Here is a 12,397-nt window from a genome sequence, read left to right as displayed (position 1 = left end):
TGAAGGTTTGCTTTATAAGCAGATCTTTCAGAGTTACTTTCAATGACTAAGGGACAGCAATCGCTGCGCCTTGCTGAGTTGAATGGGTATCTGGAGACTCTGACTACTCAAAAAAGGATTGAATGGGCGTTAGAAAATTTGCAGGGAACGTTTGCTGTTTCGTCTAGCTTCGGTATTCAGGCCGCGTTGATGCTTCATTTAGTTACTCAAATAAAGAAAGACATTCCGATCGTTCTTACCGACACCGGATATTTGTTTCCTGAAACATATCAGTTTATTGAGTATTTAACGGATAAACTTGATTTGAATTTGAAAGTCTACCGGGCTGACCATACTCCCGCATGGCAGGAGGCGAGTTTTGGTAAACTGTGGGAGCAGGGAATCGAAGGTATTACCAAGTACAACCATATTAATAAAGTTGAGCCAATGAAGCGGGCTTTACATGATTTGAATGTAGGAACCTGGTTTTCAGGGTTACGTAGAGAGCAATCAGAATCAAGAGCTCATCTGCCAATCCTTGCTGTTCAAAATGGCGTGTTCAAATTTTTGCCAGTGGTTGATTGGTCGAATAAAGACGTTCATTATTATTTGGAAGAATTTGGTTTGCCATACCATCCACTTTGGGAAGAGGGATATTTATCAGTTGGTGATATCCATACAACCCGTAAGTGGGAACCCGGAATGAAAGAAGAAGAGACCCGGTTTTTTGGATTAAAGAGGGAATGTGGCCTTCATGAAGATGATGGTGAGCTTGATGGTTCAGGGATCTGATCCTTTTTCTGTAAGAATAGAAGGAGCTTTTTAAAGGCTCCTTCTTTTTATTGTGGATAACTCAGTGAGTAACCTGTTCCTATTTGGTGACTAAAGTTGAATAAATAAAGGGTTGAACGAACATCCGGCAATTAAACGTTATTTTTTAGTTTTTTCCGAAAAAGTACTTGCTAATGTGACAATGCTCTCTATAATGCGCAACCACTGACACGGCAACGGTTCAAAAAGAACAGAAAGCTAGTGACAGCAAGGTCTGACGGTAAGACGAAATAATAAAAAAGTGTTTGACACTTAAGATTATCTCGCTAGAATGACCGCCTCTTCAGTAAGTAATTACGAAGAGAAAGCTCTTTAACAATATAAACCTATCAATCTGTGTGGGCACTCGTCGGATAAACATCCAAAAGATTTTATCAATGATACGGGTGACCAAAACGAACAGGATTTCTTTTTAGAATGAATGTTTGGCACAGTCAATTCAACATAACATTACTTTTAATAAAGTAGTGCATGTTATCAGTATTCATTGAGCCGTTTCTCTTTTTTAAGAGAAACACAAAACTTTAATTGAAGAGTTTGATCATGGCTCAGATTGAACGCTGGCGGCAGGCCTAACACATGCAAGTCGGGCGGTAACAGGAGAAAGCTTGCTTTCTTGCTGACGAGCGGCGGACGGGTGAGTAATGCTTAGGAAGTTGCCCGGTAGAGGGGGATAACCATTGGAAACGATGGCTAATACCGCATAATACCTATGGGTCAAAGCGGGGGCTCTTCGGACCTTGCGCTACCGGATACGCCTAAGTGAGATTAGCTGGTTGGTGAGGTAAGAGCTCACCAAGGCGACGATCTCTAGCTGGTCTGAGAGGATGATCAGCCACACTGGAACTGAGACACGGTCCAGACTCCTACGGGAGGCAGCAGTGGGGAATATTGCACAATGGGGGAAACCCTGATGCAGCCATGCCGCGTGTATGAAGAAGGCCTTCGGGTTGTAAAGTACTTTCAGCAGTGAGGAAGGGTGACAGATTAATACTCTGTTATTTTGACGTTAGCTGCAGAAGAAGCACCGGCTAACTCCGTGCCAGCAGCCGCGGTAATACGGAGGGTGCGAGCGTTAATCGGAATTACTGGGCGTAAAGCGCATGTAGGTGGTTGATTAAGTCAGATGTGAAAGCCCGGGGCTTAACCTCGGAATCGCATTTGAAACTGGTTGGCTAGAGTACTGTAGAGGGGGGTAGAATTTCAGGTGTAGCGGTGAAATGCGTAGAGATCTGAAGGAATACCGGTGGCGAAGGCGGCCCCCCTGGACAGATACGACACTGAGATGCGGAAAGCGTGGGGAGCAAACAGGATTATGATACCCTGGTAGTCCACGCCGTACACGATGTCTACTTGAGGTTGCCGGCCTGAGCTGTGGCTTTCGGAGGCTAACGCGTTAAGTAGACCGCCTGGGGAGTACGGTCGCAAGATTAAAACTCAAATGAATTGACGGGGCCCGCACAAGCGGTGGAGCATGTGGTTTAATTCGATGCAACGCGAAGAACTTACCTACTCTTGACATCCAGAAAATCCTTTAGAGATAGAGGAGTGCCTTCGGGAATTCTGAGACAGGTGCTGCATGGCTGTCGTCAGCTCGTGTTGTGAAATGTTGGGTTAAGTCCCGCAACGAGCGCAACCCTTATCCTTGTTTGCCAGCACTTCGGGTGGGAACTCCAGGGAGACTGCCGGTGATAAACCGGAGGAAGGTGGGGACGACGTCAAGTCATCATGGCCCTTACGAGTAGGGCTACACACGTGCTACAATGGCGTATACAGAGGGCGGCCAACTTGCGAAAGTGAGCGAATCCCAAAAAGTACGTCGTAGTCCGGATTGGAGTCTGCAACTCGACTCCATGAAGTCGGAATCGCTAGTAATCGTGGATCAGAATGTCACGGTGAATACGTCCCGGGCCTTGTACACACCGCCCGTCACACCATGGGAGTGGGCTGCAAAAGAAGCAGGTAGTTTAACCTTCGGGAGGACGCTTGCCACTTTGTGGTTCATGACTGGGTGAAGTCGTAACAAGGTAGCGCTAGGGGAACCTGGCGCTGGATCACCTCCTTACACGATGATGGTTATTGTCGAGTGTTCACACAGATTGATGGTTTGTATGTTTTAGAAAGATTCAGGGGCTATAGCTCAGCTGGGAGAGCGCTTGCCTGGCAGGCAAGAGGTCTGCGGTTCGATCCCGCATAGCTCCACCATCTTTAAGTGTTCTTTTCTTTGTGAATGGGAAGAGAATGGTTAAACATGGTTCTTTATGAATCACGCTCTTTAACAATTTGGAAAGCTGACAAAGCAGTTTTGTTTTTAAACAAAACTGTTTGTAAAAGTTCTCAATACTTTCTTGTATAAGAAAGACCAACACAATCAAGTGTTCTTGGAAATTGAGTCCGGCAATATCATAGTCTGCCGCATGTATAAAAATGGCAGACAAATCTTGGTGACAAGACCACATTCCGAAACTTTTTCGGGTTGTATGGTTAAGTGACTAAGCGTACATGGTGGATGCCTTGGCAGTCAGAGGCGATGAAGGACGTACTAACTTGCGATAAGCTCAGATGAGGCAGTAAGAGCCACCTGAATCTGAGATTTCCGAATGGGGAAACCCACTTACAGCAGTAAGTATCATTAAGTGAATACATAGCTTAATGAGGCGAACCGGGAGAAACTGAAACATCTAAGTACCCCGAGGAAAAGAAATCAACCGAGATTCCGAAAGTAGCGGCGAGCGAAATCGGAGTAGCCCTTAAGCTGATACAGTGTCAGGTGAAGTGTCTGGAAAGGCACGCGATACAGGGTGACAGCCCCGTAACTGACGGCATTGTATAAGTGAAATCGAGTAAGGCGGGACACGTGATATCCTGTTTGAAAATGGGGGGACCATCCTCCAAGGCTAAATACTCCTGACTGACCGATAGTGAACCAGTACCGTGAGGGAAAGGCGAAAAGAACCCCTGTGAGGGGAGTGAAACAGAACCTGAAACCGTGTACGTACAAGCAGTAGGAGCCTACTAGTTAGGTGACTGCGTACCTTTTGTATAATGGGTCAGCGACTTATATTCAGTGGCAAGGTTAACCGATTAGGGGAGCCGTAGCGAAAGCGAGTGTTAACTGCGCGTTTAGTCTCTGGATATAGACCCGAAACCGAGTGATCTAGCCATGGGCAGGTTGAAGGTTGAGTAACATCAACTGGAGGACCGAACCGACTAATGTTGAAAAATTAGCGGATGACCTGTGGCTAGGGGTGAAAGGCCAATCAAACTCGGAGATAGCTGGTTCTCCCCGAAAGCTATTTAGGTAGCGCCTCGGACGAATACTACTGGGGGTAGAGCACTGTTAAGGCTAGGGGGTCATCCCGACTTACCAACCCTTTGCAAACTCCGAATACCAGTAAGTACTATCCGGGAGACACACGGCGGGTGCTAACGTCCGTCGTGGAGAGGGAAACAACCCAGACCGCCAGCTAAGGTCCCAAATTACAGCTAAGTGGGAAACGATGTGGGAAGGCTCAGACAGCTAGGATGTTGGCTTAGAAGCAGCCATCATTTAAAGAAAGCGTAATAGCTCACTAGTCGAGTCGGCCTGCGCGGAAGATGTAACGGGGCTAAGTTGTAAACCGAAGCTGCGGCAATGCGATTTATCGTATTGGGTAGGGGAGCGTTCTGTAAGCCGCTGAAGGTGTGTGGTAACGCACGCTGGAGGTATCAGAAGTGCGAATGCTGACATGAGTAACGATAATGGGGGTGAAAAACCTCCACGCCGGAAGACCAAGGGTTCCTGTCCAACGTTAATCGGGGCAGGGTAAGTCGACCCCTAAGGCGAGGCTGAAAAGCGTAGTCGATGGGAAACGGGTTAATATTCCCGTACTTCTTACTGTTGCGATGGGGGGACGGAGAAGGCTAGATGAGCCTGGCGATGGTTGTCCAGGTTCAAGTGCGTAGGCTTAAGAGTCAGGTAAATCCGGCTCTTTTTAAGGCTGAGACACGATGTCGAGCCACTAAGGTGGTGAAGTCATTGATGCCATGCTTCCAGGAAAAGCCTCTAAGCTTCAGACAGTAAGGAATCGTACCCCAAACCGACACAGGTGGTCGGGTAGAGAATACCAAGGCGCTTGAGAGAACTCGGGTGAAGGAACTAGGCAAAATGGTACCGTAACTTCGGGAGAAGGTACGCTCCTGATGGTGAAGTCCCTTGCGGATGGAGCTGACGGGAGTCGCAGATACCAGGTGGCTGCAACTGTTTATTAAAAACACAGCACTGTGCAAAATCGTAAGATGACGTATACGGTGTGACGCCTGCCCGGTGCCGGAAGGTTAATTGATGCTGTTAGACTTTGGTCGAAGCGGTTGATCGAAGCCCCGGTAAACGGCGGCCGTAACTATAACGGTCCTAAGGTAGCGAAATTCCTTGTCGGGTAAGTTCCGACCTGCACGAATGGCGTAATGATGGCCACGCTGTCTCCACCCGAGACTCAGTGAAATTGAAATCGCTGTGAAGATGCAGTGTACCCGCGGCTAGACGGAAAGACCCCGTGAACCTTTACTACAGCTTGGCACTGAACATTGAGCCTACATGTGTAGGATAGGTGGGAGGCTATGAAACACAGTCGCCAGATTGTGTGGAGCCATCCTTGAAATACCACCCTTGTATGTTTGATGTTCTAACTTGGTCCCTAATCGGGGATGAGGACAGTGCCTGGTGGGTAGTTTGACTGGGGCGGTCTCCTCCCAAAGAGTAACGGAGGAGCACGAAGGTGGGCTAATCACGGTTGGACATCGTGAGGTTAGTGTAATGGCATAAGCCCGCTTGACTGCGAGAGTGACGGCTCGAGCAGGTGCGAAAGCAGGTCATAGTGATCCGGTGGCTCTGAATGGAAGGGCCATCGCTCAACGGATAAAAGGTACTCCGGGGATAACAGGCTGATACCGCCCAAGAGTTCATATCGACGGCGGTGTTTGGCACCTCGATGTCGGCTCATCACATCCTGGGGCTGAAGTCGGTCCCAAGGGTATGGCTGTTCGCCATTTAAAGTGGTACGCGAGCTGGGTTTAGAACGTCGTGAGACAGTTCGGTCCCTATCTGCCGTGGGCGTTGGAAGATTGAAGGGGGCTGCTCCTAGTACGAGAGGACCGGAGTGGACGAACCTCTGGTGTTCGGGTTGTGATGCCAATCGCATTGCCCGGTAGCTAAGTTCGGAATCGATAACCGCTGAAAGCATCTAAGCGGGAAGCGAGCCCTGAGATGAGTCTTCCCTGGCACTTTAAGTGTCCTGAAGGGTTGTTCGAGACCAGAACGTTGATAGGCAGGGTGTGTAAGCGTTGTGAGGCGTTGAGCTAACCTGTACTAATTGCCCGTGAGGCTTAACCATACAACACCGAAAAGGTTTTGGCGGACTCAAGAGAGAATCTTGGTTGTGGGTTGAGAATAAGACAGCTTTCTGAATTAACGAATTTGCCTGGCGGCCATAGCGATTTGGACCCACCTGATCCCATGCCGAACTCAGAAGTGAAACGAATTAGCGCCGATGGTAGTGTGGGGTTTCCCCATGTGAGAGTAGGACATCGCCAGGCTTTTATTTTGCTTGCTTATTGATTTAAGCAAGTCACCATAAGACTTTAAAAAAGATTAGAGTTTTATGTTGACTTTCAAAGTGGGTAGCGTATTATACGCGTCCTGCTTAAGTGCTAACGCACTGAAAGCAAAGCTCTTTAACAATATAAACCTATCAATCTGTGTGGGCACTCGTCGGATAAACATCCAAAAAATTTTATCAATGATACGAGTGACCAAAACGAACAGGATTTCTTTTTAGAATGAATGTTTGGCACAGTCAATTCAACATAACATTACTTTTGATAAAGTAGTGCATGTTATCAGTATTCATTGAGCCGATGCTAAGGCATCAAAAAACTTTAATTGAAGAGTTTGATCATGGCTCAGATTGAACGCTGGCGGCAGGCCTAACACATGCAAGTCGGGCGGTAACAGAAGAAAGCTTGCTTTCTTGCTGACGAGCGGCGGACGGGTGAGTAATGCTTAGGAAGTTGCCCGGTAGAGGGGGATAACCATTGGAAAACGATGGCTAATACCGCATAATACCTATGGGTCAAAGCGGGGGCTCTTCGGACCTTGCGCTACCGGATACGCCTAAGTGAGATTAGCTGGTTGGTGAGGTAAGAGCTCACCAAGGCGACGATCTCTAGCTGGTCTGAGAGGATGATCAGCCACACTGGAACTGAGACACGGTCCAGACTCCTACGGGAGGCAGCAGTGGGGAATATTGCACAATGGGGGAAACCCTGATGCAGCCATGCCGCGTGTATGAAGAAGGCCTTCGGGTTGTAAAGTACTTTCAGCAGTGAGGAAGGGTGACAGATTAATACTCTGTTATTTTGACGTTAGCTGCAGAAGAAGCACCGGCTAACTCCGTGCCAGCAGCCGCGGTAATACGGAGGGTGCGAGCGTTAATCGGAATTACTGGGCGTAAAGCGCATGTAGGTGGTTGATTAAGTCAGATGTGAAGCCCGGGGCTTAACCTCGGAATCGCATTTGAAACTGGTTGGCTAGAGTACTGTAGAGGGGGGTAGAATTTCAGGTGTAGCGGTGAAATGCGTAGAGATCTGAAGGAATACCGGTGGCGAAGGCGGCCCCCTGGACAGATACTGACACTGAGATGCGAAAGCGTGGGGAGCAAACAGGATTAGATACCCTGGTAGTCCACGCCGTAAACGATGTCTACTTGGAGGTTGCGGCCTTGAGCTGTGGCTTTCGGAGCTAACGCGTTAAGTAGACCGCCTGGGGAGTACGGTCGCAAGATTAAAACTCAAATGAATTGACGGGGGCCCGCACAAGCGGTGGAGCATGTGGTTTAATTCGATGCAACGCGAAGAACCTTACCTACTCTTGACATCCAGAAAAATCCTTTAGAGATAGAGGAGTGCCTTCGGGAATTCTGAGACAGGTGCTGCATGGCTGTCGTCAGCTCGTGTTGTGAAATGTTGGGTTAAGTCCCGCAACGAGCGCAACCCTTATCCTTGTTTGCCAGCACTTCGGGTGGGAACTCCAGGGAGACTGCCGGTGATAAACCGGAGGAAGGTGGGGACGACGTCAAGTCATCATGGCCCTTACGAGTAGGGCTACACACGTGCTACAATGGCGTATACAGAGGGCGGCCAACTTGCGAAAGTGAGCGAATCCCAAAAAGTACGTCGTAGTCCGGATTGGAGTCTGCAACTCGACTCCATGAAGTCGGAATCGCTAGTAATCGTGGATCAGAATGCCACGGTGAATACGTTCCCGGGCCTTGTACACACCGCCCGTCACACCATGGGAGTGGGCTGCAAAAGAAGCAGGTAGTTTAACCTTCGGGAGGACGCTTGCCACTTTGTGGTTCATGACTGGGGTGAAGTCGTAACAAGGTAGCGCTAGGGGAACCTGGCGCTGGATCACCTCCTTACACGATGATGGTTATTGTCGAGTGTTCACACAGATTGAAGGTTTATGTCGTTTAAGAGTATCTTAGTGTCCCGTTCGTCTAGAGGCCTAGGACACCGCCCTTCACGGCGGTAACAGGGGTTCGACTCCCCTACGGGATACCATTGGGTCGTTAGCTCAGTTGGTAGAGCAGTTGACTTTTAATCAATTGGTCACAGGTTCGAATCCTGTACGACCCACCATTTCCTGCCACAGGAAAACAAATATTGTGGGCGATTAGCTCAGTTGGGAGAGCACCTGCCTTACAAGCAGGGGGTCACTGGTTCGAACCCGGTATCGCCCACCACTCTCTAACTATTTTTGGACATGGATTCCAAACCACTTCATTGCATGTACGTGGTTGGAATTTTTGACGGCTGAATAGCCATCCGAGAGTCGTTAGAAAGTGCCTTTCTTTTGGTAGAAAGTAGCATTGCTCTTTAACAATTTGGAAAGCTGACAAAGCAGTTTTGTTTTTAAACAAAACTGTTTGTAAAAGTTCTCAATACTTTCTTGTATAAGAAAGACCAACACAATCAAGTGTTCTTGGAAATTGAGTCCGGCAATATCATAGTCTGCCGCATGTATAAAAATGGCAGACAAATCTTGGTGACAAGACCACATTCCGAAACTTTTTCGGGTTGGTATGGTAAGTGACTAAGCGTACATGGTGGATGCCTTGGCAGTCAGAGGCGATGAAGGACGTACTAACTTGCGATAAGCTCAGATGAGGCAGTAAGAGCCACCTGAATCTGAGATTTCCGAATGGGGAAACCCACTTACAGCAGTAAGTATCATTAAGTGAATACATAGCTTAATGAGGCGAACCGGGAGAACTGAAACATCTAAGTACCCCGAGGAAAAGAAATCAACCGAGATTCCGAAAGTAGCGGCGAGCGAAATCGGAGTAGCCCTTAAGCTGATACAGTGTCAGGTGAAGTGTCTGGAAAGGCACGCGATACAGGGTGACAGCCCCGTAACTGACGGCATTGTATAAGTGAAATCGAGTAAGGCGGGACACGTGATATCCTGTTTGAAAATGGGGGGACCATCCTCCAAGGCTAAATACTCCTGACTGACCGATAGTGAACCAGTACCGTGAGGGAAAGGCGAAAAGAACCCCTGTGAGGGGAGTGAAACAGAACCTGAAACCGTGTACGTACAAGCAGTAGGAGCCTACTAGTTAGGTGACTGCGTACCTTTTGTATAATGGGTCAGCGACTTATATTCAGTGGCAAGGTTAACCGATTAGGGGAGCCGTAGCGAAAGCGAGTGTTAACTGCGCGTTTAGTCTCTGGATATAGACCCGAAACCGAGTGATCTAGCCATGGGCAGGTTGAAGGTTGAGTAACATCAACTGGAGGACCGAACCGACTAATGTTGAAAAATTAGCGGATGACCTGTGGCTAGGGGTGAAAGGCCAATCAACTCGGAGATAGCTGGTTCTCCCCGAAAGCTATTTAGGTAGCGCCTCGGACGAATACTACTGGGGGTAGCGCACTGTTAAGGCTAGGGGGTCATCCCGACTTACCAACCCTTTGCAAACTCCGAATACCAGTAAGTACTATCCGGGAGACCACACGGCGGGTGCTAACGTCCGTCGTGGAGAGGGAAACAACCCAGACCGCCAGCTAAGGTCCCAAATTACAGCTAAGTGGGAAACGATGTGGGAAGGCTCAGACAGCTAGGATGTTGGCTTAGAAGCAGCCATCATTTAAAGAAAGCGTAATAGCTCACTAGTCGAGTCGGCCTGCGCGGAAGATGTAACGGGGCTAAGTTGTAAACCGAAGCTGCGGCAATGCGATTTATCGTATTGGGTAGGGGAGCGTTCTGTAAGCCGCTGAAGGTGTGTGGTAACGCACGCTGGAGGTATCAGAAGTGCGAATGCTGACATGAGTAACGATAATGGGGGTGAAAAACCTCCACGCCGGAAGACCAAGGGTTCCTGTCCAACGTTAATCGGGGCAGGGTAAGTCGACCCCTAAGGCGAGGCTGAAAAGCGTAGTCGATGGGAAACGGGTTAATATTCCCGTACTTCTTACTGTTGCGATGGGGGGACGGAGAAGGCTAGATGAGCCTGGCGATGGTTGTCCAGGTTCAAGTGCGTAGGCTTAAGAGTCAGGTAAATCCGGCTCTTTTTAAGGCTGAGACACGATGTCGAGCCACTAAGGTGGTGAAGTCATTGATGCCATGCTTCCAGGAAAAGCCTCTAAGCTTCAGACAGTAAGGAATCGTACCCCAAACCGACACAGGTGGTCGGGTAGAGAATACCAAGGCGCTTGAGAGAACTCGGGTGAAGGAACTAGGCAAAATGGTACCGTAACTTCGGGAGAAGGTACGCTCCTGATGGTGAAGTCCCTTGCGGATGGAGCTGACGGGAGTCGCAGATACCAGGTGGCTGCAACTGTTTATTAAAAACACAGCACTGTGCAAAATCGTAAGATGACGTATACGGTGTGACGCCTGCCCGGTGCCGGAAGGTTAATTGATGCTGTTAGACTTTGGTCGAAGCGGTTGATCGAAGCCCCGGTAAACGGCGGCCGTAACTATAACGGTCCTAAGGTAGCGAAATTCCTTGTCGGGTAAGTTCCGACCTGCACGAATGGCGTAATGATGGCCACGCTGTCTCCACCCGAGACTCAGTGAAATTGAAATCGCTGTGAAGATGCAGTGTACCCGCGGCTAGACGGAAAGACCCCGTGAACCTTTACTACAGCTTGGCACTGAACATTGAGCCTACATGTGTAGGATAGGTGGGAGGCTATGAAACACAGTCGCCAGATTGTGTGGAGCCATCCTTGAAATACCACCCTTGTATGTTTGATGTTCTAACTTGGTCCCCTAATCGGGGATGAGGACAGTGCCTGGTGGGTAGTTTGACTGGGGCGGTCTCCTCCCAAAGAGTAACGGAGGAGCACGAAGGTGGGCTAATCACGGTTGGACATCGTGAGGTTAGTGTAATGGCATAAGCCCGCTTGACTGCGAGAGTGACGGCTCGAGCAGGTGCGAAAGCAGGTCATAGTGATCCGGTGGCTCTGAATGGAAGGGCCATCGCTCAACGGATAAAAGGTACTCCGGGGATAACAGGCTGATACCGCCCAAGAGTTCATATCGACGGCGGTGTTTGGCACCTCGATGTCGGCTCATCACATCCTGGGGCTGAAGTCGGTCCCAAGGGTATGGCTGTTCGCCATTTAAGTGGTACGCGAGCTGGGTTTAGAACGTCGTGAGACAGTTCGGTCCCTATCTGCCGTGGGCGTTGGAAGATTGAAGGGGGCTGCTCCTAGTACGAGAGGACCGGAGTGGACGAACCTCTGGTGTTCGGGTTGTGATGCCAATCGCATTGCCCGGTAGCTAAGTTCGGAATCGATAACCGCTGAAAGCATCTAAGCGGGAAGCGAGCCCTGAGATGAGTCTTCCCTGGCACTTTAAGTGTCCTGAAGGGGTTGTTCGAGACCAGAACGTTGATAGGCAGGGTGTGTAAGCGTTGTGAGGCGTTGAGCTAACCTGTACTAATTGCCCGTGAGGCTTAACCATACAACACCGAAAAGGTTTGGCGGACTCAAGAGAGAATCTTGGTTGTGGGTTGAGAATAAGACAGCTTTCTGAATTAACGAATTTGCCTGGCGGCCATAGCGATTTGGACCCACCTGATCCCATGCCGAACTCAGAAGTGAAACGAATTAGCGCCGATGGTAGTGTGGGGTTTCCCCATGTGAGAGTAGGACATCGCCAGGCTTTTATTTCCCAAGAGCCCGTTATCTCTATAACGGGCTTGTTTAATAAGGTTATCCATGCTGTATAGTCAGTGGTAGAGCGCATCCTGGTAAGGATGAGGTCCCCAGTTCGAGTCTGGTATCAGCACCAGTTTGTTTAGCGACCATAGCAATTTGGATCCACCTGATTCCATGCCGAACTCAGAAGTGAAACGAATTAGCGCCGATGGTAGTGTGGGGCTTCCTCATGTGAGAGTAGGACATCGCTAAACTCTATCCTTTCTTCTTTATCTATTTGTTTCCTTAGACATATTTTCTTTCTCTGTTTATAAATTCTGTAGATCTGATTCAGACTAAGCAGACTTTTGACTTTATACCTTTAAAATATCCATAA

2 protein-coding genes, 5 tRNA genes and 7 rRNA genes are annotated in these 12,397 nt (G+C 48.9%); 13 read left to right on the top strand and 1 reads right to left on the bottom strand.

Going from position 1 to position 12,397, the window contains the following annotated elements; translation table 11 throughout:
- Window positions 1–42 precede the first annotated feature (42 nt).
- The 9 genes from LRQ06_RS05715 to LRQ06_RS05675 all read left to right on the top strand — a co-directional run bounded on the left by LRQ06_RS05715 (window position 43) and on the right by LRQ06_RS05675 (window position 8,594).
- Window positions 43–771, top strand: a complete 729-nt coding sequence (locus LRQ06_RS05715) for a phosphoadenylyl-sulfate reductase (RefSeq protein WP_232765482.1) — start codon at window positions 43–45, stop codon at window positions 769–771.
- A gap of 564 nt (window positions 772–1,335) precedes the next feature.
- A 16S ribosomal RNA gene (locus LRQ06_RS05710) occupies window positions 1,336–2,875 on the top strand.
- Between the two features lie 64 nt (window positions 2,876–2,939).
- Window positions 2,940–3,015 (top strand) — tRNA-Ala (locus tag LRQ06_RS05705).
- Window positions 3,016–3,292: 277 nt separating this feature from the next.
- Window positions 3,293–6,182: ribosomal RNA gene (locus LRQ06_RS05700) — 23S ribosomal RNA — on the top strand.
- Window positions 6,183–6,268: 86 nt separating this feature from the next.
- A 5S ribosomal RNA gene (gene rrf, locus LRQ06_RS05695) occupies window positions 6,269–6,384 on the top strand.
- A gap of 343 nt (window positions 6,385–6,727) precedes the next feature.
- A 16S ribosomal RNA gene (locus tag LRQ06_RS05690) occupies window positions 6,728–8,270 on the top strand.
- 67 nt (window positions 8,271–8,337) lie between these two features.
- Window positions 8,338–8,412 (top strand) — tRNA-OTHER (locus tag LRQ06_RS05685).
- Between the two features lie 2 nt (window positions 8,413–8,414).
- A tRNA-Lys gene (locus tag LRQ06_RS05680) sits at window positions 8,415–8,490 on the top strand.
- A 28-nt stretch (window positions 8,491–8,518) separates the two neighbouring features.
- Window positions 8,519–8,594, top strand: a tRNA-Val gene (locus LRQ06_RS05675).
- Window positions 8,595–8,686: 92 nt separating this feature from the next.
- Here the strand turns inward: LRQ06_RS05675 and LRQ06_RS05670 are convergent.
- A complete protein-coding gene (locus LRQ06_RS05670) occupies window positions 8,687–8,911 on the bottom strand; it encodes a hypothetical protein (protein WP_232765440.1) in 225 nt (74 codons plus the stop codon).
- Between the two features lie 23 nt (window positions 8,912–8,934).
- On the opposite strand from LRQ06_RS05670, the gene LRQ06_RS05665 reads away from it, so the two are divergent.
- The 4 genes from LRQ06_RS05665 to rrf (LRQ06_RS05650) all read left to right on the top strand — a co-directional run bounded on the left by LRQ06_RS05665 (window position 8,935) and on the right by rrf (LRQ06_RS05650) (window position 12,275).
- Window positions 8,935–11,824: ribosomal RNA gene (locus tag LRQ06_RS05665) — 23S ribosomal RNA — on the top strand.
- Between the two features lie 85 nt (window positions 11,825–11,909).
- A 5S ribosomal RNA gene (rrf, locus tag LRQ06_RS05660) occupies window positions 11,910–12,025 on the top strand.
- Window positions 12,026–12,083: 58 nt separating this feature from the next.
- Window positions 12,084–12,154 (top strand) — tRNA-OTHER (locus LRQ06_RS05655).
- A 5-nt stretch (window positions 12,155–12,159) separates the two neighbouring features.
- A 5S ribosomal RNA gene (gene rrf / locus LRQ06_RS05650) occupies window positions 12,160–12,275 on the top strand.
- Together the 16S, 23S and 5S rRNA genes with 5 tRNA genes alongside form the textbook arrangement of a ribosomal RNA operon.
- Window positions 12,276–12,397: the final 122 nt, after the last annotated feature.

It is taken from the genome of Vibrio salinus (assembly GCF_021272385.1).
GTDB lineage: Bacteria > Pseudomonadota > Gammaproteobacteria > Enterobacterales > Vibrionaceae > Vibrio > Vibrio salinus.
The sequence above is the reverse complement of the archived record's forward strand: the minus strand, read 5'-3'. Positions and strand labels throughout refer to the sequence as shown.